26 protein-coding genes are annotated in these 26,219 nt (G+C 44.3%); 6 read left to right on the forward strand and 20 right to left on the reverse strand.

The genetic code is table 11. The features are described from left to right. Window positions 1-80: 80 nt before the first annotated feature. The 8 genes from JJ941_RS05795 to JJ941_RS05830 all read right to left on the reverse strand — a co-directional run bounded on the left by JJ941_RS05795 (window position 81) and on the right by JJ941_RS05830 (window position 7,287). A complete protein-coding gene (locus tag JJ941_RS05795; RefSeq protein WP_290962754.1) occupies window positions 81-803 on the reverse strand; it encodes an ABC transporter ATP-binding protein in 723 nt (240 codons plus the stop codon). Window positions 804-828: 25 nt separating this feature from the next. Beyond that, window positions 829-2,205, reverse strand: a complete 1,377-nt coding sequence (locus tag JJ941_RS05800; RefSeq protein WP_290962756.1) for an efflux RND transporter periplasmic adaptor subunit — start codon at window positions 2,203-2,205, stop codon at window positions 829-831. A gap of 38 nt (window positions 2,206-2,243) precedes the next feature. Then, window positions 2,244-3,626 (reverse strand): TolC family protein, encoded by a 1,383-nt coding sequence (locus JJ941_RS05805; RefSeq protein WP_290962758.1) that lies wholly within the window; start codon window positions 3,624-3,626, stop codon window positions 2,244-2,246. 123 nt (window positions 3,627-3,749) lie between these two features. Beyond that, entirely contained in the window at window positions 3,750-4,133 is a 384-nt protein-coding gene (locus tag JJ941_RS05810) for a hypothetical protein (protein WP_290962759.1), read from the reverse strand. Beyond that, window positions 4,126-4,545, reverse strand: a complete 420-nt coding sequence (locus JJ941_RS05815; protein ID WP_290962760.1) for a phage holin family protein — start codon at window positions 4,543-4,545, stop codon at window positions 4,126-4,128. Before JJ941_RS05815 ends, JJ941_RS05810 begins: the two co-directional genes overlap by 8 nt. A gap of 6 nt (window positions 4,546-4,551) precedes the next feature. Then, a complete protein-coding gene (locus JJ941_RS05820) occupies window positions 4,552-4,764 on the reverse strand; it encodes a hypothetical protein (RefSeq protein WP_255135812.1) in 213 nt (70 codons plus the stop codon). A gap of 67 nt (window positions 4,765-4,831) precedes the next feature. Beyond that, window positions 4,832-6,055, reverse strand: a complete 1,224-nt coding sequence (locus JJ941_RS05825) for an ABC transporter permease (RefSeq protein ID WP_290962763.1) — start codon at window positions 6,053-6,055, stop codon at window positions 4,832-4,834. 2 nt (window positions 6,056-6,057) lie between these two features. Next, window positions 6,058-7,287: an ABC transporter permease gene (locus JJ941_RS05830; RefSeq protein WP_290962765.1), complete on the reverse strand. Its 1,230-nt coding sequence runs from the start codon at window positions 7,285-7,287 to the stop codon at window positions 6,058-6,060. Window positions 7,288-7,424: 137 nt separating this feature from the next. Here JJ941_RS05830 and bshB1 point away from each other — a divergent pair, with 137 nt between their 5' ends. After that, window positions 7,425-8,168, forward strand: a complete 744-nt coding sequence (bshB1, locus tag JJ941_RS05835) for a bacillithiol biosynthesis deacetylase BshB1 (protein ID WP_290962767.1) — start codon at window positions 7,425-7,427, stop codon at window positions 8,166-8,168. A gap of 9 nt (window positions 8,169-8,177) precedes the next feature. On the opposite strand, the gene JJ941_RS05840 is transcribed toward bshB1, so the two are convergent. Together JJ941_RS05840 and JJ941_RS05845 are read right to left on the reverse strand one after the other, a co-directional pair. Continuing rightward, on the reverse strand, window positions 8,178-10,142 hold the full coding sequence (locus tag JJ941_RS05840) for a GNAT family N-acetyltransferase (protein WP_290962769.1): 1,965 nt from the start codon (window positions 10,140-10,142) through the stop codon (window positions 8,178-8,180). A gap of 68 nt (window positions 10,143-10,210) precedes the next feature. After that, complete coding sequence (locus tag JJ941_RS05845) at window positions 10,211-11,020, reverse strand: inositol monophosphatase family protein (protein ID WP_290962771.1); 810 nt, start codon at window positions 11,018-11,020, stop codon at window positions 10,211-10,213. A gap of 140 nt (window positions 11,021-11,160) precedes the next feature. Between JJ941_RS05845 and rpiB the strand changes: the two genes are divergently transcribed. The 4 genes from rpiB to JJ941_RS05865 all read left to right on the forward strand — a co-directional run bounded on the left by rpiB (window position 11,161) and on the right by JJ941_RS05865 (window position 14,410). Next, on the forward strand, window positions 11,161-11,601 hold the full coding sequence (gene rpiB, locus JJ941_RS05850; protein WP_290963142.1) for a ribose 5-phosphate isomerase B: 441 nt from the start codon (window positions 11,161-11,163) through the stop codon (window positions 11,599-11,601). Between the two features lie 9 nt (window positions 11,602-11,610). Then, window positions 11,611-12,909: a serine hydroxymethyltransferase gene (gene glyA / locus JJ941_RS05855; RefSeq protein WP_290962773.1), complete on the forward strand. Its 1,299-nt coding sequence runs from the start codon at window positions 11,611-11,613 to the stop codon at window positions 12,907-12,909. 13 nt (window positions 12,910-12,922) lie between these two features. Beyond that, window positions 12,923-13,783 (forward strand): twin-arginine translocase subunit TatC, encoded by an 861-nt coding sequence (tatC, locus tag JJ941_RS05860; RefSeq protein ID WP_290962774.1) that lies wholly within the window; start codon window positions 12,923-12,925, stop codon window positions 13,781-13,783. A gap of 117 nt (window positions 13,784-13,900) precedes the next feature. Continuing rightward, window positions 13,901-14,410 carry a hypothetical protein gene (locus JJ941_RS05865; RefSeq protein WP_290962776.1) on the forward strand — a complete coding sequence of 170 codons (510 nt, stop codon included), beginning with the start codon at window positions 13,901-13,903 and terminating at the stop codon, window positions 14,408-14,410. Here the strand turns inward: JJ941_RS05865 and alr are convergent. Both alr and JJ941_RS05875 read right to left on the reverse strand, forming a co-directional pair. Then, on the reverse strand, window positions 14,407-15,468 hold the full coding sequence (alr, locus tag JJ941_RS05870) for an alanine racemase (protein ID WP_290962778.1): 1,062 nt from the start codon (window positions 15,466-15,468) through the stop codon (window positions 14,407-14,409). The two genes, JJ941_RS05865 and alr, sit on opposite strands and share 4 nt — an antisense overlap. A 13-nt stretch (window positions 15,469-15,481) precedes the next feature. After that, window positions 15,482-17,086, reverse strand: coding sequence for an NAD(P)/FAD-dependent oxidoreductase (locus JJ941_RS05875; protein WP_290962779.1), 1,605 nt, complete (start codon window positions 17,084-17,086; stop codon window positions 15,482-15,484). Between the two features lie 86 nt (window positions 17,087-17,172). Here JJ941_RS05875 and JJ941_RS05880 point away from each other — a divergent pair, with 86 nt between their 5' ends. Continuing rightward, window positions 17,173-18,024, forward strand: a complete 852-nt coding sequence (locus tag JJ941_RS05880) for an MBL fold metallo-hydrolase (RefSeq protein ID WP_290962781.1) — start codon at window positions 17,173-17,175, stop codon at window positions 18,022-18,024. A 51-nt stretch (window positions 18,025-18,075) separates the two neighbouring features. Here the strand turns inward: JJ941_RS05880 and rho are convergent, their stop codons facing one another. From rho to JJ941_RS05920, 8 genes are all read right to left on the reverse strand, one after another. Further along, the gene (rho, locus tag JJ941_RS05885) at window positions 18,076-19,623 is read right to left on the reverse strand and encodes a transcription termination factor Rho (RefSeq protein WP_290962783.1); all 1,548 of its coding nucleotides are present in this window, start codon (window positions 19,621-19,623) and stop codon (window positions 18,076-18,078) included. 119 nt (window positions 19,624-19,742) lie between these two features. Then, the gene (locus tag JJ941_RS05890) at window positions 19,743-20,996 is read right to left on the reverse strand and encodes a Mur ligase family protein (protein ID WP_290962785.1); all 1,254 of its coding nucleotides are present in this window, start codon (window positions 20,994-20,996) and stop codon (window positions 19,743-19,745) included. Continuing rightward, window positions 20,993-21,847: an aminotransferase class IV gene (locus JJ941_RS05895; RefSeq protein WP_290962787.1), complete on the reverse strand. Its 855-nt coding sequence runs from the start codon at window positions 21,845-21,847 to the stop codon at window positions 20,993-20,995. The genes JJ941_RS05890 and JJ941_RS05895 overlap by 4 nt, the downstream gene beginning before the upstream one ends. After that, window positions 21,840-22,367: a hypothetical protein gene (locus JJ941_RS05900; RefSeq protein ID WP_290962789.1), complete on the reverse strand. Its 528-nt coding sequence runs from the start codon at window positions 22,365-22,367 to the stop codon at window positions 21,840-21,842. The genes JJ941_RS05895 and JJ941_RS05900 overlap by 8 nt, the downstream gene beginning before the upstream one ends. 134 nt (window positions 22,368-22,501) lie before the next feature. After that, the gene (locus JJ941_RS05905; protein WP_290962790.1) at window positions 22,502-22,921 is read right to left on the reverse strand and encodes a PIN domain-containing protein; all 420 of its coding nucleotides are present in this window, start codon (window positions 22,919-22,921) and stop codon (window positions 22,502-22,504) included. After that, window positions 22,902-23,183 (reverse strand): hypothetical protein, encoded by a 282-nt coding sequence (locus JJ941_RS05910; RefSeq protein WP_290962792.1) that lies wholly within the window; start codon window positions 23,181-23,183, stop codon window positions 22,902-22,904. Before JJ941_RS05910 ends, JJ941_RS05905 begins: the two co-directional genes overlap by 20 nt. A 96-nt stretch (window positions 23,184-23,279) precedes the next feature. Then, on the reverse strand, window positions 23,280-24,818 hold the full coding sequence (locus JJ941_RS05915; RefSeq protein ID WP_290962794.1) for an MFS transporter: 1,539 nt from the start codon (window positions 24,816-24,818) through the stop codon (window positions 23,280-23,282). A gap of 17 nt (window positions 24,819-24,835) precedes the next feature. Then, the gene (locus JJ941_RS05920; protein WP_290962796.1) at window positions 24,836-26,206 is read right to left on the reverse strand and encodes an alpha-amylase family glycosyl hydrolase; all 1,371 of its coding nucleotides are present in this window, start codon (window positions 26,204-26,206) and stop codon (window positions 24,836-24,838) included. Window positions 26,207-26,219: the final 13 nt, after the last annotated feature.

Here is a 26,219-nt window from a genome sequence, read left to right on the forward strand (position 1 = left end):
GAATCATTTTTTCTGATTAAACAAAAAAGGCGCTCACTTGAGCGCCTTTTTTTATACAGCTATATATTCAAAATCTAAGCTCAGGCAAGCTGATGATCAGCAAGCAACGGACTCTCAACCTTTTCATCCGATTCAATGATTCCGTCTCGGAGCCGCACAATCCGTCGGGCGTGATCAGCAATCTCTTGCTCGTGAGTCACCACGATAATAGTATTACCCTGTCGGTACAGCTCTTCAAACAATAACATAATTTCTTCCCCGGTTTTGGTATCCAGGTTACCGGTTGGCTCATCAGCCAGTAGAATGGACGGATTGTTTACCAGCGCACGAGCAATGGCTACACGCTGTCTTTGTCCACCGGAGAGCTCGTTAGGCTTATGGTCGATACGATCGCCAAGCCCGACCTTGGTCAATACCTCGGTAGCTCGCTGTTTACGCTCTGCCGACTTCATCCCCGCATAAATCAAAGGAAGTTCAGCGTTAGCCAGGCAGGAGGTTCGGGGCAACAGGTTAAAGGTCTGGAATACGAAACCGATTTCCCGGTTACGGACTTCAGCCAGCTCGGCATCATCCATATTCGACACATTACTCCCGTTTAAGATATAATCTCCGGTAGTTGGAGTATCGAGGCAGCCGATCATATTCATCAGGGTCGATTTACCTGAACCGGAAGGTCCCATAATGGCTATGTACTCATTTTCTTTCACATCAAAAGTTACACCGGCAAGGGCGTGAACTTCTGTGTTCCCCATCTGGTACACTTTGGTTAAATCGGTAATTTCAATAACTGGTTTCTTCGACATGATGCGTATCCGTGCTGTAATTTAATTAATTGAATGTGGCTACCTTGTTGTTTACGATTACATTATCGCCATCCTTAAGCAAATTTGAAAGTGTTCGATAGCTTCCGATTACAATTTCTTCCCCGGCATTCACACCAGAAAGAATCTGGATGTGTGTATTGTCGCTGATACCGGTCTCCACTTCTTTACGAATGGCTTTGCCGTCTTCCACAACAAACACTACCTTTCGGATATCCTCTTCCTGAATAGTCAGGTCACTGTCGTCCTGAGAACTTACCAGCATAATTTCCGCAGAATCAGATTCCGCTTTTTGAGCTTTTTCATCCTTAGCGAAATCACGCACCGTTACAGCCTGTATTGGTACCGACACAACATTAGTGGCCGTTTGTGTTTCAATATCTACGGTTGCTGACATTCCGGGGCGGAATTTAGGTACGAACATTTCTTCAGGATCTTCTGAAGCTTCGTTGCGAACCAGTTTTTCCGGGCTGCTGTCTAAATTATGAGGGGTGATGATTCGAACCTTCACCTGATAATTGGTTACCTGCTCGTTGGTCCCGCTTCCGGTAACCTGAGCTGAATTTGCAATCTCGGTAACCACACCATTAAATCGTCGCTCCGGATAAGCATCTACTTCAATTCGGGTAGTGTCAGCAAAATCCACATTCACGATATCGTTTTCGTTTACTTCAACCAGTACTTCCATTCGGTCGAGAAGGGAAACACGCATCATCTCGGTTCCGGCCATTTGGGCATTACCCAACACACGTTCGCCTTCTTCAACTCCAAGTCCGGTAACGGTTCCATCCTGAGGAGCACGAATAACGGTTTGCTCCAGTTCTTCCTGAGCCTGTCGCAACTGTGCTTCTGCACTCTGAATTTGATACTCAGCAGCCTTCAAACTGGCTTTTTGAGATTCCCATTCCGACTTAGATTGAATGTAATCCATCTCAGAAATGAGATCTTTATCATATAATTTCTTGTCTCTTTGGTGAGCAGCCTCTGCCCTTATCAAAGATGCCTTGGTCTGCTCCAGCCTTGCTTTTTGGGTAAGCAGAGCTGCATTCAGGTTATCAATCTGAGCTTGATAAATATCCGGTTTGATGCGAACCAGCAAATCACCTTCACGCACAAAATCGCCTTCCTTCACAGCAAGCTCGATGATCTCTCCGGATACATCCGGGCGAATAATCACCTCGATCTCCGGCTGCACTTTACCTGACGCTGAAACCAGTTGCGTAATAGTTTTCAGCTTGGCGGTCGCAGTCTCTACTTCCTTACCGGTTTCAGAGTTTCCTATAACTCCGGTGAACCGCAGCGTTAATCCCAGTGCAATAATTACCCCGAGAACCCCGCCGATCCACATCAACAATTTCGATGTCGAAGATTTCTTCTTAGCCATTTCCCTATCCTATCCCTTACTTATTAAATCTATTTTGTTTAAAATTCTACGCTGTCGCCACTGAGTTTACCGAGGTAATAATCCAGCAGTTTTTCCTGGAAAATCAGGTTGTACATCGCTTGTGTATAATTTGACTGTGCCTCAACATAGTTGGCCTGGGCCTGACTCAATTCGATTAGCGTGCTTGATCCTACATTGTACCGCTCCTGTTGGGTTTCAAACGCTCTCTCGCTTGCTCTTCTTGATTTTTCAGAAGCTTCCAGCTGTTTTACATACGATGTGTAATCATTATAAGCCTGCGTTACTTCCTGAATTACCTGAAGTTTTGAATTGTCGAACGAAAGCTTGGCATTCTTTAGCTGTACTTTTGAAGATTGAATATTGTACATACGGTTCCAATTCTGAAAAATCGGAATATTAACTGACAAGCCTAATGAACGGTTAATTTGCTGATCAAAAAACTGGTCACTGAAACTAACACTTCCCTGCCCCGGCAAAGAATACTGGTCGCTGTATCGAGAAGACATTGATGCACTTGCGGATACAGAAGGATATAGACTTCCCTGAGCTATTTGAAGCTGATACTCAAGGGTTTTAATATCTGCAATCTCACTTTTCAAATCTGATCGGTTCAGGATAGCCTGGTCAATAAGCTCACTGAGGCTATAATCCTGTCCCACACTTTGCGATACTTCCATTTCTGTTTCCGGTACAACAAATTCGTAGTCGCCAAGCGGATCTATCTGAAGCTGGCGCACCAAAAAGAGTTTGCTGAATTTCAGGCTGTTTTCCTGTTGCGTTAGGGCCAATTCATCACTTGCTACCTGTGCTTCCTGGTTATATAGATACACTGTTGGGCGTGAACCTACCTCTACTTGTGCACGAACTTGTTCAAGCTGCTGCATAGAGTTTTCAAGATTCTCTTCCGCAATTTCCAGAAGCTGAAGATCCAGCAACACCTGAAGATATCTTGTAGCTGTATTAAAAATTACTTGTTCTTTAGCTCTTTGCAGGCTTTCCTCTGATGAAACCTTTGACTGCTGGCTTGCACGAAGCGAAAGTATATTATTGAAGCCATCAAAAATTGTTATATCTGCCCCAATTCTACCGCTTATTGATTGAGAGGTAACATCAACAAATGGATTTAAACCGGGCTCACTCAATCGGTCGGCGATGAACTGTTGACCTGTTGATCTGCCACCACTCAGGCTTGAAGAAACGGTTGGCGCAAAATCAGCATACTCACTGGTAATATTATCATTAGCGAGTTCAAGGTTATTCTTGGCCTGCTTAAGTTGGTAATTATTATCCAAGGCAATTTGAATCGCTTCCTGAAGTGTAATGGTGCGTGCTTCCTGTGCTAAAATCGGTGAGGTAAATAAAAGAAGGGCAAGCAGCGTAGATGAAAGTAGTCGTTTCATGATATTATTTCGTATTTGTATTAACGGGTTCGTACACGAGATTGGACGAAAATAGTTACAGTTTAGTTGCCCTATTTTCGAATTTTATATCCTTTTACAGAGAAGAGCTAAATTGTTGTAAAATCAATCCTCAGAATCATGCCCTTTTTCTTTCAGGGCGGCAACTTTATTGTCGATGTAATCAAGCACCAAGCTGAGACCTTTTTTAGCAAGCATTCGCTTTATCTCTTTTGAAATAGCAGAATCAGATTGACTCCGGCTACCATAAGTTTTAGATGACGATGAGGAAGAATTCTTTCGGTTTGAACCGAGTAAAAATCCAACCACTACCGAAGCACCCACAATGGGAAGCGGGTATTTTTTAATCAGGTTTTTGGGTGCTAAACCGGTTGACACTCCCTCTTTTACCTCATCTATAGATTTATCCAGTCCATTTTGGATGTTGGCTAATTCTTGCTCAAGCTCTTTTTTCTTTTTCTCAAGGTCTGATAACTTTTCTTTAGCCATTATTCTCAGTTTGTTTCTTTTCGTTTTCTTTGAGTGCAAGCTGTTCTTGATCTTGCTGCTGATTTGGAAGTGTATCCAGGAACTCAGCCAGTATCTGTTGCTGTATTTTTCGGGCTATTGATTTTGGCTTTGCCACCACAAAGATCAACCCAAGCACAATAAAAGGAGAAGCAACAATGGCATAACCGGCCCATTCTTTATCAAGCAGGTCACCTAAAAAAATAGAGAGTGCCGTTAAGCCAAAAACCAGTCCTAAGCCCAAAATAGCATATCCGAATAACTGCTGTATAGACTGCCCGATCAGGTAACTGACTTTATCTCCGATGTTCAATACACTCAGCTCAATACGGGTCTCCACATAATGCTTGAGCTCGCGGGTAATCTGTTTAATCCTGCTTCCTACATCTTCCATGAGAGCTTAATCGTCTGAGGTGAATATTTTTGCAGCAATAAAGCCTACTGCAAGCCCTATAGCAACAGAAGCGAGTGGATTTTTCCGGATGGTATTTTCCGATCGTTCTCGGAGTTCATCCAGGCGAACCTGCAATTCTTCATCTTCGAGAATTTCTCGGCCACGGCCAATAGCACTGTCGAGCCGTTCGTTTAAATTTTGGATGATTTCTTCGTTCATAATGCCCTGAGTTTTATTTCAATATAAGAAATTGCATTGGATGCATAAATCATTCCACTACAAAAAATTATTCGTAGCGTAAACTTTCTATAGGATCAAGTTTCGCTGCTTTAAAAGCAGGATACACTCCGAATATCAGCCCTACGATTAACATTCCGAAAAAGCCACCGGCCACTGACCAAATCGGGATAACCGCTTCTGTCTCGATCCATACGGCCATCAGGTTCCCAACCCCAATGCCTAAGGCCATTCCAATAATTCCACCGAGCTGGCATATGAAAATAGTCTCCATCAAGAACTGACTGACAATGGCTTTTCTGGTTGCACCGACGGCTTTGCGAACGCCAATTTCCCGGGTACGTTCCGAAACGGATACGAGCATAATATTCATTACTCCGATACCGGCTCCAAGCAGCGTGATAAGTCCGATTGCAAAACCACCCATATATAATGCTCCGGTGAAAGCATCAAATGTTCCGGAGAGGGAATCGTTAGTGGATATTTCAAAATCGTTGTTCTCACCGGGATTTACCTTTCTGATAACCCGAAGTATCCCGGTGATCTCTTCCACCGTTTCCGTTATAAAATCAATTTCTGGTGCGCGTACCTGAATGCTGATATTCCGGTTTCCACCATAAGCATTCAAGGCTGCGGTATATGGAATGAGTACAAAGTTATCGAACGACTGCCCGAATATTTGTCCTTTTGATTCCAACAGACCAATTACAGTATAGGGCTTACCATCAAAGCGGATTTCTTTACCAAGTGGGTATTCGTTTTTAAAAAGGGCGTCCTGCACATCTTTTCCTACTATTACCACATTGCGCCCATACTGGATGTCGTCACCGGTAAAATTCCGGCCATCTTCAAGGGTGTAAGAATTGTTGGCGAGGTAATTTTCATTACTGCCCCGAACCCCTACATTCGGCTCGGTTTCTTCGTCACCGAATTTGATTTTTGTAGTATTGAAGTACTCATCGGGACTCATTCCCCTTCCAATTTGCATCAGGTCTTCCAATCTTTCAGCTGTCCTGAAATCAATATCCTTCCGATTTCGAATATCATCACTCAAGGAACCCATCTGTACTGCCGGGGTTTTGGATACATTGATGACATCACTGCCCATCAGGCTCATGGTGTTTTTAAAATAGTTATCCAACACTGCCACGGCTGTTGTTGAAACGATAACCGCGAACACCCCAATCACCAAAGCAAGAAGGGTCAGGAAAGACCTTAGCTTATTTGCTTTAAGGGAATCAAACGCTTGTATGGTTGTCTCTTTGATATGCATTATTACTCAAACCTCAATGATTCAATAGGATCCGATTTAGCAGCGCGGTAAGCAGGGATGAATCCGAATATCACCCCAACCAGGGTACAAATGCTGAAGGCTAATATTACCACACTCACGTTCATTACCGCTACAAAAGCCTGATTGATGAGCACAGTTAAACCACCCGCAAGGGCCACTCCGATAATTCCCCCCAACAAACAAATCGCGATGGCCTCCAGAAGAAACTGTGTGAGTATTTCCCAGGCTTTGGCCCCTACCGCTTTTCTAATTCCAATTTCCTTAGTTCGTTCTCTTACGGATACAAACATGATGTTCATAACGCCAATGCCCCCAATCAACAACGAAAGTCCACTGAGTATAAACCCCACCGTATAGATTCCGGCTTTCATTCCTTCCAGCTGTTGTTTAAAGGCCTCGGGTTTATTCAGGGCAAAGTCATTGTCTTCTGTGGCATCAAGCTGACGTATTCTTCGCATAATTCCTTCCAGCTCATACTCTCCTTCTTTGAAAGCTTCCTGGTTAGGAAATTGCACACCTATTTGGAGTCCATACCTCAAGCCATAAATCTGCCCATAAGCGGATATAGGAATGATAATGCGATTATCGGTGTCTTCGAGCCCCAGAAATTTGCCCTGTTTTTCTAAAACTCCTACCACTGTGAATTTCTGACCGCCCACACGAATTTGTTTTCCCAACGGGGTTTCAAACTCGAACAATGATTCCATTAAGGTATGTCCGATAACCGCGACATTCGAACCCGATCGCACTTCCTGCTCAACAAACATTCGCCCTTGGTCAATATTCAGCCCCTGTATTTCCAGGTAATTCGCTGTGGTTCCACTTAATCCAACACCTTCCGCACTTTTTTCCTGGTAGCGGATGGATGTATTTCTGTTAGCGGAAGCCGTGACTGTATTAGCATACCGGCTGTACTCGCGAATCTGATCCACATACTCGAGCTTCATTTCCTTTCTGTTCCGGTATTCCCACCATTTGTACTCTCCGCCCATGCCCCATGGCCACTTCTGCACATACACAACATTTTGCCCCATCATAGCCATGCTTTTCTCAAAGGAGATGTCCATGCCGGTGGTAACTGCATCCACAATGGTTACCATCGTAATACCAATAATGATACAAAGAGCAGTGAGTGTGGAGCGGATTTTATTTACTTTAAGTGCCCGAAGAGCTATCCTGAATCCTTCTGTAAAACTGTTTACTATTCTCATGAAATTATTTGGGGTGAAAAGACGTCTCTGTTACGCAATTGAATTTAATTCGTTACATCGTTTTTGAAATAAAAGATCGTTTTTTTACCCTCATTGAAACCCTAAATATTCCTTACTTTCTCTAAAAACTGTTTTCTATGAAATTAGACGTTCTTGTTTTTGCATCCCATCCCGATGATGCCGAATTAGGCTGTGGCGGAACCATTGCTTCCCTGACCTCTGCCGGAAAGAAAGTCGGTATTATTGATCTCACCAAAGGTGAAATGGGCACCCGTGGAACTGAACAAACCCGTGCTGAGGAAGTTAAGAAAGCCAGCGAAATTTTATCTATTTCATATCGTAAAAATCTGGATTTGGGTGATTCATTATTACCCAACACCCGGGAGAACCAGCTGAAAATCATCGAACAGGTCCGGGCAACCCAGCCACACATTTGTTTGGTAGGTGCTCCTTTTGACAGGCATCCCGATCACCCCAAAGGAACACACCTCGTACTGGATGCCCTTTTCTACGCCGGCTTAAAGAAGCTTGCTACCCCCGATGATAATGGGAATGAACAATCCACCTGGAGGCCTTCCCATATTCTGCACTATATGCAGGATCGGCCTATGGAACCTGATTTTATTTATGATATTTCAGAGCATTGGGAAACGAAGAGACAGGCTATGCTGGCTTATACTACTCAGTTTAATGTAAGCGATCCCGGCGATGAGCCTTCCACCTATATCTCCAGCGAAAATTATTTCAAACAGCTTGAAGGTCGAGCCCGGTACCTTGGACACCTGGCAGGTTTTACTTTTGGTGAGGCTTTTAAATATTACCTATCCCCCGCACCGCTAAAGAACTTTAACTCCTTTTTTGATACTGCTCCAAAACGGTAAGTCAAATACTTAGTCCGGTTCAATACTCACAAACCGTTCGATATTCCGCGACATCTCGATCCGGGTTACCAGAGATTTAACAATCTTTTTATACAGCTCCGCACCCAAAATTTTGTCCTCTATACCGGCATCAATGTTTGGATTGTCATTCACTTCGATCACATACACTTTGTCGCCCAGCATTTTCAGATCAACGCCATAAAGTCCGTCTCCCATTAATGAGGCAGCTTTTGTTGCTGCTTTGAGAACTTTTTTTGGCACTTCTTGCATAGAGAGCGTTGAAGATTCGCCGGATTGATCTTTCTTTGCCCCTTTCCAGTTATAAATCTGCCAGTGCCCCTTTGCCATAAAATACTTGCATACGAACAAGGGTTGATTATCCAGCACTCCTACTCTCCAGTCAAAGTCAGAAGGCAGAAATTCCTGGCCAATCACCAGATCAGATGACTTGAATAACCGCCGCAACGACTCTTCCATCTCCTGTGCATCATTTACTTTAGTAACGCCTAAGGAAAAGGCACTGTCCGGTTGCTTGAGGATCATTGGGTATTTAAGGCCGGCTAAATCTTTGTCTTTCAACATGCCCTTATAGAAAACGATGGTTTCGGGTGTAGGGATGTTGTTCACCTTCAATCGTTCGTGAAGATAAATTTTGTTGGAGCACCGAAGGATTGACCACGGGTCGTCAATTACAGCCAGCCCTTCTGCATACGCCTTTCTGGCAAACTGGTAGGTGTAATCATTTACGTTTGTGGTTTCCCTGATAAACAGAGCATCAAACTCGGAAAGCCGGTTGTAATCATTTTTTGTAATAAATTCGGTATAAATGTCGAGTTCATCAGCAGCCTCTTCTATCTTCTTCAGAGCTTTTTTATTGGAGGGTGGATTTTCTTCCCCGGGGTTCACAAGTATAGCCAGGTAATACTTATAGTTTTGCAGCTTGGTGCGCTGAAACCGTTTGGTTTCGAAATATTGCCTGGCAAAATCCGGTATGTAATGCTGCTCATCATCCGGTACTTTGTTCATGCTAAGTGGTACAATTCGCTTAATATCCCAACGGTTCGTTTTTATGAAATGAACCTGAAACAAGGGGGACTCGAACATTTGGTATAGACTCTGCCCCAGTAGTTTATAGTTTTTATCTACCGTTTGACCGAAGTACACATTCAGATTAAATTTGCTCCCATCAAGTTTATCCAGCGATTTCTGAATAGTCTCATCAATATCATCGGCTATAGAGCGGATCACCTCCACATCCCGAAAGTCGCGTATGGTTGTAGCATTAGGAATCGCCCGGTGTGCCCGAGCCGATGCCAACAGCGAAACATAGTAGCCAAAACTCTGATACTTGTAAGAATTGCACAGGTTAAAAACCCTCAACGGCCGGTCCGCAAACCGTTCATTATTGGAGGTGTACTCTTTGGATGAAACCACTTCTACATTGGCGAGTTCCAGCTTCCAATTCTTGGGATTGTCCACCACAATTACATTCGAAATGCGTGTTTTAACCTCCGGGTGAGGAAGTTCCCAAACCATCCTCAGTGCATCTTTACCGTCTTCATAATAATCGCTAAGCAATTCCGTGGATTCAAAACCTGCTTTTTTATACCAATTGATGAGTTTACGGTCCTCCGCATATGCCTCAAGAGAAATTCTCACCACCCCTTTTTCAGCAGCTAACTTCCGAACGTGATCAAGTAAACAATTCCCTATACCCTTACCCTGATAATCCGGATCTACAACAATGGAGAATATTCGAATGGTCTTTTTATACACATACAGAATCAGGCTTCCTACCGGTTTGGGGCCTTCGGCATCAAAAGATTCGGCAATCCAAACTTGTTGAAAAGTGCTTTTAAGGCTTAAGTCGAGCGTTCGTTTTGGGCTTTGTTGAAAATAAGGGAAAGCTTTTTGTTCAAGCTTCAGCAAAAGGTCAAGGTCTTCTAACCTGGAACTTCTGATTGATATATCCATATGATAAGCAGTTAGTTATAAACTAATTTACGCCATTTTTTGATGGATAAAATAGCCTTGAAAAAATATTATCCTTTTAATTCCTCTTCCTCAAAACATGCCCTGATCTCATTCAACAAAAAACGATGTACAGATGCATTGCCGGCTATAATTCTTTGACCGAACAGCCAGTCACCTTCTCCCTTCCAGTCGGTAATAACTCCTCCTGCTTCCTTAATGATGAGCACACCGGCGGCAACATCCCAGGGACTTAGCCCATATTCATAAAAACCTTCAAAACGGCCACAGGCTACATTGCATAGATCCCAGGCAGCCGATCCTGGTCGCCGAACACCGTGAGTTTTCTCCATCATGCGCTTAAAAAGCTTCAGATAATTATCCACCAGGTTCAGGTTATTGTATGGAAAACCGGTTCCTATCAATGATGAAGAAGGATCCTCGTTTTGTGAAATCCATATTCGTTCCTCATTCAGGTAAGCCCCACCGCCTTCGGTTGCCGTAAATAATTCATCGTTAGCCACTTCGTACACCAAACCCACTTTAGGCTCCCTATTTTCCCATAAAGCTATCGAAACGCAATAAACCGGAAAAGAATGCGCAAAATTTGTGGTTCCGTCGATGGGATCAATTATCCAGATACGCCCCTCCGGGATGGATGCCTTCGCCTTCGACTCCTCGGCCAGAATCTGATCATTGGGAAAAGCATCTTCGATCACCTCTATGATTTTCTTTTCAGATTTCACATCGGCATCGGTAACCAAGTCGTTTTTACCTTTCAGCTTTACGTCTAATGAAGTCTTGCCGACAAACTCCCTGATGGTTGTTGCCGCTTCTTTAGCTGCCTGTTTGGCTACTTCCAGCTCTTTTGAATAATTCAATTTATACCCTTTGGTTTTGGTTTGAGGAATAAAGATTAAAGATAGAGATTAAAAAGCGGGATTTCCTTGCTCATCGCCTTTAATATCAACCAAATTTTGTGGATATTTGGAGCCAATTTCTTACCTAAATCAAAGATGTGATGGTCATCCCCATAGCAAGCGATCATGCCGGTTTTCCTGCCAAGGAAATGGTTAAAAAAATACTGGAAGAAATGGGACATACTCCCGTTGACTACGGAACCCATTCCGAAGATTCTGTCGATTACCCCGACTTTGCCGTTAAAGTATCCGAAGTGGTTAATAACGGCGAACATGAGCAGGGAATCCTGGTTTGCGGGAGCGGACAAGGCGTGTGCATGACGGCCAACAAGTATCCTAAAATTCGTGCCGGATTGGTCTATTCACCTAAAGCCGCCGAAATGACAAGACTGCATAACAACGCCAACGTCATGTGCTTGCCCGGGCGGGAACTGAATGAATCTGAGATCAAAGAAATTATTGAAGCCTGGTTTGCCACTGATTTTGAAGGTGGCCGCCACGAGCGACGCGTAAATAAAATCGAATCATTAACCCAAAAGTAACCGCCGCCGATGAAATCCCTTCAAGAGCAAGATGCCCAAATTTTTGACCTTCTCGAAAAAGAAACTGACCGACAGAATTATAACCTTGAGTTAATCGCCTCCGAGAACTTCGCTTCCAAAGCTACCATATCAGCGATGGGCAGCGTGCTTACCAATAAATATGCGGAAGGCTATCCCGGTAAACGATATTATGGCGGATGTGAGGTTGTTGATGATGTGGAGGATATTGCCCGCGACCGAGCTAAGAAATTATTTGGAGCCGATTGGGTGAATGTACAACCGCATTCCGGGGCAACGGCCAACGCAGCGGTTTATCTTGCCTGCATGAAGCCCGGCGAAACCCTGTTAGGCTTTGACCTTTCCCATGGTGGTCACCTTACCCACGGTTCTCCCGTAAACTTCTCCGGCATCAATTATAATGCCGAGTTTTATGGAGTGAGTAAAGAAACCGGCCGTCTGGATATGAACATCATCCGTGACCGGGCCCTTGAAGTGAAACCCACCATGATCTCCATTGGAGCTTCGGCCTACCCCAGAGATTATGACTATGAAGCTTTCCGAAGCATTGCGGATGAAGTAGGTGCTTTACTTTGGATGGATATGGCGCATACCGCAGGATTGATTGCAACGGGAAATCTCAATGACCCTCTGCCCCACGCGCACGTAGTAACCACAACTACACACAAGACTTTACGCGGCCCAAGAGGTGGAATGATTTTGGTTGGCAAAGATGGCGAAAATACCATCGGGGTGACTGCGGCCAAATCCGGGCGGACAAAGAACTGGGGTGAAGTTTTTGACTCGGCTGTATTTCCGGGGACTCAGGGCGGTCCGCTAATGCACGTGATTGCAGCCAAAGCGGTTTCTTTTGGTGAAGCTTTACAGGATGATTTCAAAAAATATCAAACCCAGACTCAGAAGAATGCCAAAGCTATGGCGGCTAAGTTCATGGAAATGGGCTATAACCTGGTCAGTGACGGGACCGACAATCACCTGATTCTGATCGACCTCCGAAACAAAGGCTTGAATGGTAAAATTGCAGAAGATGCGCTTGGAAATGCAGCCATTACGGTAAACAAAAACATGGTTCCTTTCGATACGGAAAGTCCATTCGTGACCTCCGGAATTCGGATTGGCTCTCCGGCAATGACAACCCGCGGCCTGAAGGAAGCTGAGTTTGAGCAAATCGCTGTGTTGATTGACCGTGTACTTCAAAAACCGGAAGATGCTGACACACATAAGAAAGTAGAACAGGAAGTACGCGACCTTTGCGATCGTTTCCCTCTCTATGATTTTGTAACCGCATAAGGCAGGAATCGAATTGGAAGAACGCCAAATCATGCAAGGTGAGCCGCCCAAGGCCCAGAAACCGGCCGACCGCACCGGCACCATGTCTTTTCTCGATCATCTGGAAGAGCTCCGCTGGCGCATCATCAAAGGTCTGATAGGGGTTTTGGTTGGGGTCACCATCGCTTTTGTGTTCTCAGATTTCTTTGTGGAAAAAGTAATGCTGGGGCCCACCCGTGCCGACTTCTTCATGTATGATATACTTCGTGTGGATGCAGTCAACTTTGAGCTTCAGAGTCGGCGTTTACCCGGGCAGTTCTTCACCTTTTGGGGAACTCTTTTCGTGATGGGTTTTGTGATTGGCTCTCCCATTTTCATTTACCAGATATGGGCTTTTGTGGAGCCGGCACTGGAATCAAGAGAAAAAAGAAAGACTTTTTTCAGCACCTTCTTTATTACGTTTTTCTTTCTGCTGGGTGTGGCCTTCGGATACCTGATCCTTGTTCCCTTTGCCCTGCAGTTTTTTGCCCAGTTTCAGATCTCGGATATTATTCGCAACGACTTTGATATCAACGAGTACTTCAGCTCCGTTTCAATGTGGGTGGTTGCCTGTGGTATCATATTCCAGATACCGGTGGTAAGTTACTCACTTTCAAAAATCGGATTACTGACGCCGGATTTACTTAGAAAATACCGCAGACATTCCATTGTATTTGCATTGGTGATATCTGCGATGCTAACTCCACCCGATCCGATTTCCCAGATTCTTATCGCCCTGCCGCTAACCGTTCTTTATGAACTCTCGATCTGGATTAGCCGGTATGCCATGCGAAAAAGAAAGAAGGAATTGGAAGAAGCTATAACAGGAGTTTCAGAATCCGACTCCTCCCGTTGATTAATCTGCCATCTCATATGGTTTTAAGCCAGCGAAGCTTTATCTTTGATCGAAATAAATTGAAGGCACAATAGTTAAACAACTATCTAACCAAACTTAGAGAATAATATCATCTCAATGAATATCACCCGCTTGAAAAGCTCCATTTTAGTCACCCTTTTTGTTTCTTTGCTCATCGTTTCCTGCGATACTAATAACGATCCCCGACGCATTGACTATTCTGATGTACCCGAACCTTTTTCCATTGAAAACCCGGTTAGTGTAGATACAACCGAGTCGGGCCTTATCATTTACGTGATTGAGGAAGGCTCCGGAGATCTTGAAGTGATTCCCCGCGACCAGATTTCTTTTTACTATACCAAGCGCTACAAAGATGATTTGGATCGGATTATTGGTAGTTCCTATGCCAATGGAGTAACGTTTCCACATACCGGTCCTGTAACTCCTACAAGTACTCGAAGTGTTATCAGCGAAAGCCAGTTCAGAGAAGGTGTTATAGGAATGGTTGAAGGTGAAAAGAGAGTACTGGTACTCACCCCACCGGTATTTGGTTACTTAGGAAATTCCTACACCTACACAAATGATACACTTTGGATAGACATCGAGTTGGATAGTATCGCCCTCTAAGAATTATATTCCCTTTTAACCTTGGGGTGAATAGTCGTGGTTATTTCATAGGGAATGGTGCCGGCAATACGTGCCCATTCTTTTGCAGAGAGCTTTCCGTTTCTTAGAATCACTACAGGCTCGCCCTGCTCAAAACGGTCTTTACCGAGGTACACAGTCATATAGTCCATACTAATGGTACCCACCTGTTGATATAATTGACCGGCTATTTCCACGTGTATCTTCCCGCTCAATGTTCTGAACACCCCGTCAGCATATCCTACAGGAATGGTGCCCAGCCATCCTTCTTCCGGAGCTGTCCATCGGCTTCCATATCCAACAGCATCCCCTTTATTAAGTTTTTTTACCTGAACCAAATGCGAAACCCACTTCACAGCCGGTTTCAACTCTCTTATTTCCGTCTCACCGGGCGCATATCCAAATAGTGAAACCCCAAACCTGACGGCATCAAAGTATGTGCCTTCTTCACCGTAGAAGAACAGGCCTCCGCTGTTACAGGCGTGGGTCATTAAGTGATCGGGGAAAACCGGGCGTATAGATTTAAAGACTTCCAGCTGGCGAAGCACCCGTTCATGCCCCGGATCATCTGAGTTGGCAAAATGCGTGTAAATGCCGGTGTAGTTCAGTTTATCAAATTCTTTCATTTTCTCCCGGGCACTTTCAGCCTGTTCGGGCAACATCCCAAGCCGAAACATGCCGGTATCAAAATGAAGATGACATTGTGTTCCGTCTTCAAGCCGATCAAAAACCGACAGGTCTGAAATACTTGTCGTAATATCGTGCTCCTTATATAGATGTTCACTTCCTAAAGGAGGAATTTCGAAGACAAGTATGGGTTTCTTAATACCTGATTCTCTAAGCTCGATGGCTTCCGCCAGCTTTGCTACACAAAAATAATCGACGCTGCCTTCCAGGTGACGAGCTACCTGAACGGCTCCATGCCCATAGGCATCGTCTTTAACCACAGCCATTTTTTTGATGTTTTTGCCTACCTGATCAGAAATCACACCTAAATTGTGAGCGATCCTTGAAAGATCTACGTACAGAGTTGATGACAATGAATTACCTCAGCTAACTAAATGAAAAGAATTTCTTCTTATTGTTTTTCAGGATTACCCGGGCTGCGTTATGACCTGCAGCCCCGAATACACCTCCTCCGGGATGGCAGGAAGCACTGGCCAAATATAAATTTTTGATGGGAGTTTCGTACTGACTCATTTCAGGAATCGGGCGAAACATAAACATCTGATCAAAACTCATCTCCACATGCATCACATTTCCCCTCAGCAGCCCATGTTTGCGTTCAATATCCAGCGGAGACTGAATGTACCAATCAATCAGTTTGCCCTTCATATTCGGAGCGTAACCGGTAACAACATCATAAATTTTTTGAGCTTCCCGCTCTCGTATATCATCCCAATGCATTCCATTTGCCAGTTCATAAGGATGCCATTGCGCCCAGGCAAACAGGGTGTGCTTTCCGTCCCTGGCTACATCCGGATCAATTTTGGAGAAGGTCATACATAACACCGCGGGCTTCTCAGGTGGCAGTTTCTTGGTATAGTCGCCGATGGCGTTATTCATGTATTGAACGGAAGGCGCCAACAGCTGAATCCCATTGTGGATATGAGGATCGCCGGGAGCAGCAGTATATTCCGGCAGCTCTTCCACCGCACATCGTATTACCATCCCGAATCCATTTCCAACATTAATATCTTCCACTTTTTTGAACATGGAATCATCTAAATGATCGCGCCCTACCATTTTCATCATGGTGGTTTGAACATGGGCATTGGAAACAATGGTATCAGCTTTGAATTCTTCCCCATTTTCGGTTCTGACTCCAATCGCTTTACCGTTTTCAATCAGAATTTTTTGGATGGGATGATCGGCCTTAACCTCACCGCAGTGGGCTTCAATCATGTTCTTCATAGCCTGTGTAAGCATGCCGCTTCCTCCCCTTGGATGCTTAGCACCACTCTCGTGCAGCATCGACTGCCAGCCAGCAAAATCGCCGGTCGCAGAATGATCGGGCAACGGCCCGGATTGAGCGGCAAACCAAAGGATAGCCGCCTTCATGTAAGGACTTTCAAACGCATCATTCACCACTTTTCCATAGCTGGACAGAATTTTTTGGAGTCCGGCAGCCTGTTCGCCTTTCCTGAACATAGCCCCGTCTTTAATCTGGGCTTTTGCCATGGTTCCGATGATGTCTCCTGCAGAGGGTTTGGTCATAAAAGCTTTCAGCACCCCTTTGTTTATCTTCCCCCAGAATTTGATGAACTCTTTATAATTCTCAACATCTCCAGGTGCCACTTTTGAAATAGACTCAAGAGTACGATCCACATCTTTCCAAAAATGAATCACACCTTTACCGGTTGGAACGGGATACGACATGATCGGATCCATATCGATGTATTCCAGCCCATATTTGGTGAGTTCTAAGTCTTCCAGGATTCCCGTCTGGTGAATCATAATATGCACGGAAGAACCCACATCCATTCTAAACCCATTCGGGTTTTCCGGAGATTGAAACATGGTCTCGGTTCTCACCGCTCCCCCTATTGTTGAGTCGCGCTCAAGAACTAAAACTTCGTATCCGTTTTTTGCAAGATAACAAGCCGTGACAAGGCCATTATGCCCCGATCCAATGATGATAGCGTCATATTTTTTCATAGAAGACAAAGATAAAATGAATTGCTTGAAAGCAAAGAATTTTTAAGTTACACAAACTGATTAATCATTCTATTAATTCACTGTTTATGAAAGTAGGCCGGTTTGAAATTGAACAGCTCAGCGAAGGAATTTTTGAGGTTTTCGATGATGGTATTTTCCAGAAAATAGACTCAGCTGATATCACAGCCCGCCAGAAAAAACCGGGTATTAAAAAGCAATCATCGGCAATTGGCATAAACCCCATTCTTATCCGGGATGGCAAACACAATGTGTTATTAGACACAGGCCTGGGTTGGGGACTGGATCACAAAAGTTCATACACCGACACCTCCAACCTGTTAACCAATTTGGATATATTTGGGCTTGCTCCTTCCGATATCACCCATGTAGTGCTCAGTCACCTGCACTTCGATCATGCGGCTGGTTCAACCTATGTGGACAGCAACACCTCCACCCAGCCAACCATGAGCTATGCCAATTATTTCATCCAAAAGAAAGAATGGTACTATGCGCTGGAACAAGTTGGAAAAAAGAAGCAGATTTCAGGAGCCGGTTATGAGCTGGATGAGTTTTATAAGCTTGCCGCTGAAGATAAACTGGTGATGATCACCGACACCTATTTTGAATTGCTTCCCGGAATTGAACTCATCAGAACCGGCGGACATACTCCCGGTCACCAAATTGTAAAAATCCAGGATTCAGGAGAAACAGCTTATTTTTTGGGTGATTTAGTTCCCTCCGAACATCACCTGAATCACTATGCCATGCGTCAGATGGATGTTGACCCCATTCAATCCAAAAAAGCGAAAACCTTGATTTTGCGACAAGCGGTAAAGGAGAAATCACTGATGCTGTTTTATCACTCGGTTCACGCCAAAGCCGGCATGCTGGAGCAGGATAAGGACAAGAAGTTTATACTTAGAGTGATAAATGGGTAAATCTTATCTCAAGGTCTGAGGAAGTATCTGAATCAGGTTCCAAACACCGCTCTACTTATTCATCGAAATCAGAAACTCTTCGTTGTTCTTCGTGCCTTTAATTTTCTCGAGCAGGAAGTCCATCGCCTCAAACGGACTCATGTTGGTCAGGTAGCGGCGTAAAAGCACTACTTTTTCACGTTCTGCATCTGAAACCAACAGTTCTTCGCGGCGGGTTCCACTTCGGAAGATATCAATGGCCGGATACAGACGTCGATCTGAGATTCGGCGATCCAGGTAAATTTCCATGTTACCTGTTCCCTTAAATTCTTCGAAGATCACATCATCCATGCGAGAGCCGGTATCAATCAAAGCAGTGGCAAGAATGGTAAGCGAGCCGCCGTTTTCAATGTTCCGTGCAGAACTAAACAACTGACGGGGTGCTTTGAGAGCTTCGGAATCCACACCACCGGTCATGGTTCGGCCTTTGCTGGAAGCGGTGATATTATAAGCTCGTGCAAGCCGGGTGATGGAGTCCATCAATAACAGTACATCATGTCCGCTTTCAACCAATCTCTTGGCTTTCTCAAACACAATCTCGGCCAATCCAACATGATTTTCGGGCCGCTCATCAAAGGTAGAAGCCACAACTTCAGCCCCTTTCACGTTTCGCTCCATTTCCGTCACTTCTTCCGGGCGTTCATCAATCAACACAATCAAAATTTTGGTGTCGGGATGATTGGCTGAAACGGCATTCGCGATATTTCGGAGAATAGTCGTCTTACCGGTTTTAGGCTGGGCAACGATTAATCCACGCTGACCTTTACCTACCGGTGCAAATAAATCAATAAGTCGGGTTGAATGATTTTGCGGATCAAACTCCAGACGATAACGTTGGTCGGGATGAACCGGAAGCAATTCTTCAAAATCCTGACGGTTGTCCATGTCATGAGGAATACGGCCATTCACTCCTTCAATGCGGAGCAGTGCAAAATACCGCTCTCCCACTTTGGGCGGACGAATGACCCCAATCACCACGTCTCCCTGCTTCAGTCTGAATCTCTTAATTTGTGAAGGCGAAACGTAAATATCGTCCGGACTGGCTTTGTAATTATAGTTTACCGAGCGCAGAAACCCGTAGCCATCAGGTAGAATTTCAAGTGTTCCTTCATTGAACAGGTAAGGGCCTAAATCCGGCTCCAATTCCTTAATGCGTTTTTCCAGGGAGGTTGCGTCCGACTCAGGCAACTTATTGTGCTCGTGCCCTTTTCGGCGCTTCTTATTTTTATGCTGATGCTTTTTCTTAGAGGAATTATCGTCTTTCTTTTCCTCTTTTTTATATGAAACGATATGAGACTGAACACCATAACTCTTCATTTCCGATTCTTTTTCGGCAGAATCGTTCTTTTGGCGATCATCTTTTTGATCGGAAGCCTTGTTATCAGATGAATTTTGATCCTGGGCTTCTTCTCGTATTCGTTCAATAAGCTGAACTTTACGAATTCCGGTTACCCGTTTAATTCCAATTGACTTGGCTAATGTTTGTAATTCGTGAAGCTTTTTCCCCTCTAAGGATTCCAACTCCCCGGCCGAGATTCCGGCGGTTTCATTATCTGACATAAAATGTGGCTGTTATAAATATATGATTCTTACTGAATTTTGGGGTGAACATCGGGCTGCCCTATTCCGGCAGCAGCATTGGACATTCAATCAGGTAAGGATAAATAGGCGGTGAGAATTTATGATACGTTTGTTGTCCACCGCTTAACGATGGGATAAAAGTAAAAACTTCCCATAAAAATTACTAACTCAGTCTTTAATTCATTTAAAATAATTTCTTTATCGTTTTCCGTGATTAATTCTGCTTCTATAAATTCACGAATATCCCCAAATTTTGCTGCTCTTTCCCCTTCCTGCTCCACAAAGTACGCTTTTTTAAATCCCTGCAATTGTTCCATGAACTCCGGGGTAATCTTGTCTTTCATGCCGGAAAAAACCAATACCACTTCCTGCTTGGGCTTCATTTCTTCCACTGCACTGAGAGACGATTCCAGTGCCTGTGCATTATGAGAACCGCTGAAATACCAATCAAACTCGGGGCTCAGCTTTTCAAAACGGCCGGGTGCCCCTGCAAATGATTCGATTGAATGTATAAGCTTTTCTTCCTTCACTTTGAATTTAGTGTTCAGGATATCAACTACCTTCCAAACTATCGCTACGTTCCACTTATTCATGGACTCCTTGAATGTAGTCTTAAGCTGAACCGAAGCATCATTCAGTGAAATAACGCCACACTTCCATTCGGGTTGCAACCTTTCAGCCTTATATACCTGCGCATTCTGTTTCAGGGCCACGTAAGAAATTTCGTTCAACGGGCTTCCTGAGATATTACCCAGCACCACCGGCTTGTTCTTTTTTATGATCCCGGCCTTTTCCCGTGCAATCTCCTCAACCGTATCCCCCAATACATTTTGATGGTCCAAACCAATGCTGGTAATAACTGATACTTCCGGGGCAATGATATTGGTGGAGTCCAGGCGCCCACCCAGTCCCGTTTCTATAATCGCCAAATCCACCTCCTGTTTTGCAAAGAACCAGAATGCCAGCGCAGTACTGATTTCAAAGTAGCTGAGTTGAATTTCCTGCAACAACTTCGCTGATTCCTGAAAGAATTCAAGCAGCTGAGCGTCTGTAATTTCTTCCCTATTCACTCGTACACGCTCGTTATAACGTAACAGATGAGGAGAGGTGAACAGCCCGGTTCTATAGCCCGCATCAGAATAAACTTTCTCAAGTAAATAGCAGGTGGTCCCCTTACCGTTAGTACCGGCTACATGAATGGATGGGTATTCATTTTGTGGATTTCCCATTTGCTCACAAAATGCCCGTATGTTTTCGAGCGAGAAATTGGCGGCCGAAGTACCCGACTTTTGAAACATGGGAATGGAGTCAAGAAAACCCCAAACGTCATCGATCGTACTGAACGGCTTCATTTCTGAAACTCCTTCACCTTCAGCTGTTCGAAGCCCACTTTAATCTTCATTACCAGCGGGTGGTTGACCTCAAACCGGGTTTTGTCCAAAGAAATTACTTCTGCTATTTCAAGCAGAGAATTCGTGCAGAAAACAGCCTCCGCTTGACGGATTTCTGAAAGAAGGTATTCTGATTCTTCGATCGGGAGCCCAAGAGAGAAAATGACATCGAGAACCAACGACCGGGTTACACCGGGGAGTAAATCACATGTCGTTGATGGTGTAAAAATCTTGCCTTCTTTTACCCAAAAAACGTTCGCAGAAGTAGTTTCACTGACTTTGTCACTGACAGTAAGCATCAACGCATCATCGCAGGAGTGCTTTACAGCCTCCTGAGCAGCCTTCACATAGTTCAACCCGTTACTGAGCTTATATTTGCGTTCGAGGGCCTCAGAAGGAATACAGCGCGTTTCTGCCACCGACAGTTTTATCTCTTTCTCTTGTGGCAGAAACTCCGATGCCTGTATCATCCACTGAGCATCTTTTGTTTTCGGAGCATACCCTCTCTCTCCACCTCTCCAGCATTGAATGCGAATCATAGCTTCTGTGTGCTCAAGCTGATTCTGTTTCAATAACTTGTGGACCTGATCCCATAAATCTGGGGATGAAAACGGAGCATTTATATCAAGATAGTTGAGCCCTGATTCCAAACGCTCGATGTGATCTTCCCACCCTAAAAACTTTCCGGCGTAGCTTCTAAGTGTTTCAAAGCAACCATCGCCATACATCATACCCCGGTTTAATGGAGAAATAGCAGCAGCTGATTCTTGAATCAGTTCGCCATTCAACATCATGTACATCGATCTACTCATCCAAATGCACTTTTAGTGAATCGTATCCCACTCCTTTCTCATAACCGATTTGGGAAGTGATGACTCGGCCATCTTTATCAAATAGGATATAACTCGGAAAACCCGGAACCTTAAGGTGATTAAACAGGTGCGTACCGTCCAGGTAGGTAAAACCGGGATATCCGGGGACTTCCGGGAGTGATTCTTCCGCATCCTTCACCAAACCGGCAAGCACAACCAGCGAATCATTTTCGAGGGTGTATTTCTGTATCTCGTCCAGCATGGATATGGACTTATCTGACCAGCTGGCCCAAAATATCAGCAAGGCTGTATTCCCTTTTTGATCTGCTACTGAAGTGGAATCGGCTGAACTCAGTACCCGAAGCGGCATGATTCGAAGCGAGTCGGAAGTGGCAATATTCTCGTTAAAACGTGTGCGTTGCTTTCGCTCGAAATTAAAGGAAGAGAATACAATGACCAGCATGGTAATGACGGCCACTGCAACCATAAAAGGAACAAATTGTTTTTGTTCTAAGCGCATCTTTTTTGAGGGAAGATAGAGAAGATTTAATTCAAAATGAGACCTGAAATAGTAGTAATGGTATAGCCCTGATACAAAGTACGTCTCAGTTTATCAGCACCGATATTTATATTAGCTATCGCTTACAAACAGAATCAATTTTTGTACGGTGAAATTAGCTGAAGCGGGTTCCCTTTTTGGTCCCGGTATACCAGGAAATCGGAGTCTGTTGTAAATACAGGTACACTTTTTTCGCTCTCATACAGTACTAAAAGGCAAACATCTGCAAGTGAAGTTTGCTGATCGGAATATTTTTCAAATAATTCAAACACTCTTTGTTTATTAGACCTCAAAGCAGACCTGACTTCTAATTGATCTTTATCTATCATGCTTGAAATGGCAGCCAGTGCATAAGAAGAGTTTCGGGTAATAAAAAGAGTTTCTGTCAGTACAGCCTCACAGGTAATAAACCTGAACCTTTCTTTACTGAGTTCAATCTTAACCCATTGATGAAATTGATCTCTTTCCCTGAGTAAAGCAACCAGTGGACCTGTATCAAGAAAGACTGTCTTCACCAAGGCCTTCCAGGTATTTAGGATTTGTAGAAAGATCTTCGGGCCCACCTTTTATAACCCCAACAAAAGATTGTAGCTGTTCTAAGGAAGAGCCCGGTTTGGCTTCAATTTCATACTCCATGACTTCTTCATTCACCAAATTCATTACTACTTCTTTTTGGGATTGCCCCTTCCTTTCTGAAAGTAGTTTAATCTTGGCTTTCTCTTCAGGCGTTAACTTCATCCCAAACCAGACAATATCTTTTTTGTCTTTTGCACTCATCTTTGACTTATTATTTTATTGTTGCAACAAATTTATAGCAAAGTTGCAACAGAGTCCACTAAATTTTCAATATCGACTTATTGATATGTTAGTGAACTATTTGATCTCTGCTTTCTCATCCACATCATCCACAAAATACATAGTGGCTGCGGCAATAATCATCACGATGCCACCGAGAACCAAAGCATAAACCGCTTCTCCCCCAAAGTATGTACGGGTTACAAATCCCAGAATGGTTGCCGCCAGCAGTTGTGGAAGTACAATAAAGAAGTTAAAAATCCCCATATACAGTCCCATTTTTTGGGCGGGAAGGGATCCGGCCAGGATTGCGTATGGCATTGCCAGAATGGAAGCCCAGGCTACCCCTACTCCAATCATCGAAATGATGAGCATCATCGGATCAGAGATGAAGTAAATCAAGATCAAACCGATACCGCCCAAAACCAAAGATAAAGCATGTACCCATTTGCGGCTCAATATTTTAGCCAAAGGAGCTAATCCAAAGGCAACGATAGCAGCGACGCCGTTGTACACACCAAACATCACACCTACCCAGTCGGCCCCTTCATTATAAAGCATGGAGGTTGTATCACTGGTTCCGTAGATGTGAGCCGTTACTCCGGAGGTGGTATAAATCCACATGGCAAATAAGGCAAACCAGGAAAAGAATTGAACTACAGCCAGCTGCTTCATGGTTTTCGGCATATGAATGAAATCATGCATCACCACAACCAGTCCGTGTTGGGTTTTACCGCCTTTCTGAAGCAGTCCTGCTACCAAAGAAACCAGACCAGCTGCAATCAACCCGCCCGTTGCCACATACACTTCTTTCTCAAGTTCGTATGCATAAGTGAGATACGTAGTGATTGCTCCGACAACGGCAAAAATGATCCCCAGATTAATTTTATTCTGCCCCTTTCCGGCTTCAATGGGAACTTCGCGGAGCACAGATTCATCTACTATTTCTTCTTTTTCCGCTTCTTCGAATCGTTCGAGTTCTTCCGGGCTGTATTCTTTAGTACGGAAAACCGTCCAGGCGACCGCACTGATGAAAGCTACCGCCCCCAGGTAGAACGACCATTTTACGGAGGGAGGAATAATTCCTTCAGGGGCTGTATTTGCCACCCCGAACCAGTTACTCAGCATCCATGGTAGAGCGGATGCCACCACAGCTCCGGTTCCGATAAAGAAACTCTGCATGGCAAAACCTTTTGTCCGCTGCTCGGACGGGAGCATATCCCCAACAAATGCCCTGAACGGCTCCATAGATACATTTATGGAAGCATCCATGATCCAAAGCATGCCCGCTGCTACCCAGAGCACGGGCGAATTTGGCATTATCACTAAAGCAATGGAAGCTGCAATGGCTCCAAATAAGAAGTACGGGCGACGGCGACCTAATCGTGTCCAGGTTCGGTCACTGAAATATCCAATGATTGGCTGAACCACAAGTCCGGTTAAAGGAGCTGCAATCCACAGTATGGGGATGTCATCTACACTGGCCCCCAGGGTTTCAAAAATACGACTTACGTTTGCATTCTGAAGGGCAAAGCCAAATTGAATCCCCAAAAAGCCAAAGCTCATATTCCATATTTCCCAAAAACTAAGGCGGGGGCGTGTGGTAGATTTTTCCATGCTTCCTGTATGATTAATTATTTAACAAAAATAACCCATTGGTTGGGGCCGAAACTGATCTCTTGCGTGGTAACCATCAAACTGGTGGAATTGTAGGTGGTGTACGATTCATCAACCCCTACTTCTGAAAGAGGTACGCTTTTTCGATCGCTGCTAAAATTAAGAACCACAACAACTTCACTGTCCTCTTTTTGACGTGTGTAGGCTAATACTCCTTCTGAGCCTTCAGGAACCCGGATAAACTCCAGATCTCCGCCAAAATCTCCATTCCACAAAGCGGGATTGTCCCGTTTCAGGCCTACAAGTGTTGTGTAGAAATCCTGATACTTATACTCTTTCCATTCAATCGGGTCTTTCTCAAAGAATTCAAGCTGCTTGTCTAATCCAGATTCCTGCCCGTTATATATTAATGGCATTCCGTCGATGGTTGCAGAAAGCACCGCGTAGTTCTCGAAATTATCCCCATACATTTGTGGATCAGTTCCATTCCATGAATTCTCATCGTGGTTGGAAGTGAAATACATGCGGTAGGAAGAGGAAGGAAAGTTGGCTTCGGTTGCCTGCATCAGGCTATCCAAATCCTGAAATGTTTGATGCCCTGCCGCAATTTCACGAATAGTGTGCGCATACTGCCAGGCATAATTCATATGAAAAGCTTCTTTTACCAATTCAGGCTCTCCATCTTCAGCCAGCATAAACACCGGTTTGATTGTGTTTAGTGAGTCAATTGCTTCTTTCCAAAAGTCGGTTGGCACCATTCCCGCCACATCACATCGGTATCCATCAATATCAAATTCACGCACCCAATATTCGAGGGCATCAATCATAGCTGCCCGCATTTTTTCGTTCTCATAATCGAGCTGAATTACGTCGGTCCAGTCGGTACCTCTTGGAGGCATAAAGTTTCCTTCCTCATTCAATTCGTACCACTCCGGGTTTTCGATCCAGGGATTATCCCATGCGGTATGATTTGCTACCCAATCGATAATCACCTTAAAACCTAATTGATGTGCTTCATCCACAAAACGGGCAAAATCAGCTTTGGTGCCAAAGTTCGGGTTCACGTCTTTATAGTCCTGTACTGAATAGTAGCTACCCAGCGGCCCCTTTCTATTCTTCTCTCCGATGGGATGAATAGGCATCAGCCATAAAATACGAACACCCATCTCGCGAATTCTCGGTAAGTCTTTTCGAACGGCTTCGAACGTACCTTCTTCCGAATACTGGCGGACATTAATTTCATAAATGCTGGAATTCTTACTCCATTCCAGCTGCTTCACCGAACTTACAGGAGCTTTGTCTGAATTTTGTTCGGGTTGATTGCAACCGCCAAAAATAACACTTAAAGCCAGTAAAACCGGAAGCAGGTTGTTTATAAATTTCTTCATGAACTTGGTTTTC

This window comes from Gracilimonas sp. (assembly GCF_017641085.1).
In the GTDB taxonomy this organism is placed as follows: Bacteria; Bacteroidota; Rhodothermia; order Balneolales; family Balneolaceae; genus Gracilimonas.

Excerpts from the sequence above, each read along its gene's own strand:
- JJ941_RS05920 (WP_290962796.1), bottom strand. The coding sequence starts at position 26,206 with ATGAAGAAATTTATAAACAACCTGCTTCCGGTTTTACTGGCTTTAAGT.
- bshB1 (WP_290962767.1), top strand. The coding sequence starts at position 7,425 with ATGAAATTAGACGTTCTTGTTTTTGCATCCCATCCCGATGATGCCGAA.
- JJ941_RS05840 (WP_290962769.1), bottom strand. The coding sequence starts at position 10,142 with ATGGATATATCAATCAGAAGTTCCAGGTTAGAAGACCTTGACCTTTTG.
- JJ941_RS05800 (WP_290962756.1), bottom strand. The coding sequence starts at position 2,205 with ATGGCTAAGAAGAAATCTTCGACATCGAAATTGTTGATGTGGATCGGC.
- JJ941_RS05810 (WP_290962759.1), bottom strand. The coding sequence starts at position 4,133 with ATGGCTAAAGAAAAGTTATCAGACCTTGAGAAAAAGAAAAAAGAGCTT.
- JJ941_RS05820 (WP_255135812.1), bottom strand. The coding sequence starts at position 4,764 with ATGAACGAAGAAATCATCCAAAATTTAAACGAACGGCTCGACAGTGCT.
- glyA (WP_290962773.1), top strand. The coding sequence starts at position 11,611 with ATGAAATCCCTTCAAGAGCAAGATGCCCAAATTTTTGACCTTCTCGAA.
- rpiB (WP_290963142.1), top strand. The coding sequence starts at position 11,161 with ATGGTCATCCCCATAGCAAGCGATCATGCCGGTTTTCCTGCCAAGGAA.
- JJ941_RS05880 (WP_290962781.1), top strand. The coding sequence starts at position 17,173 with ATGAAAGTAGGCCGGTTTGAAATTGAACAGCTCAGCGAAGGAATTTTT.
- JJ941_RS05890 (WP_290962785.1), bottom strand. The coding sequence starts at position 20,996 with ATGAAGCCGTTCAGTACGATCGATGACGTTTGGGGTTTTCTTGACTCC.
- JJ941_RS05805 (WP_290962758.1), bottom strand. The coding sequence starts at position 3,626 with ATGAAACGACTACTTTCATCTACGCTGCTTGCCCTTCTTTTATTTACC.
- rho (WP_290962783.1), bottom strand. The coding sequence starts at position 19,623 with ATGTCAGATAATGAAACCGCCGGAATCTCGGCCGGGGAGTTGGAATCC.
- JJ941_RS05795 (WP_290962754.1), bottom strand. The coding sequence starts at position 803 with ATGTCGAAGAAACCAGTTATTGAAATTACCGATTTAACCAAAGTGTAC.
- JJ941_RS05865 (WP_290962776.1), top strand. The coding sequence starts at position 13,901 with ATGAATATCACCCGCTTGAAAAGCTCCATTTTAGTCACCCTTTTTGTT.
- JJ941_RS05910 (WP_290962792.1), bottom strand. The coding sequence starts at position 23,183 with ATGAGTGCAAAAGACAAAAAAGATATTGTCTGGTTTGGGATGAAGTTA.
- JJ941_RS05915 (WP_290962794.1), bottom strand. The coding sequence starts at position 24,818 with ATGGAAAAATCTACCACACGCCCCCGCCTTAGTTTTTGGGAAATATGG.
- JJ941_RS05830 (WP_290962765.1), bottom strand. The coding sequence starts at position 7,287 with ATGAGAATAGTAAACAGTTTTACAGAAGGATTCAGGATAGCTCTTCGG.
- JJ941_RS05875 (WP_290962779.1), bottom strand. The coding sequence starts at position 17,086 with ATGAAAAAATATGACGCTATCATCATTGGATCGGGGCATAATGGCCTT.
- JJ941_RS05815 (WP_290962760.1), bottom strand. The coding sequence starts at position 4,545 with ATGGAAGATGTAGGAAGCAGGATTAAACAGATTACCCGCGAGCTCAAG.
- JJ941_RS05900 (WP_290962789.1), bottom strand. The coding sequence starts at position 22,367 with ATGCGCTTAGAACAAAAACAATTTGTTCCTTTTATGGTTGCAGTGGCC.
- JJ941_RS05895 (WP_290962787.1), bottom strand. The coding sequence starts at position 21,847 with ATGAGTAGATCGATGTACATGATGTTGAATGGCGAACTGATTCAAGAA.
- JJ941_RS05825 (WP_290962763.1), bottom strand. The coding sequence starts at position 6,055 with ATGCATATCAAAGAGACAACCATACAAGCGTTTGATTCCCTTAAAGCA.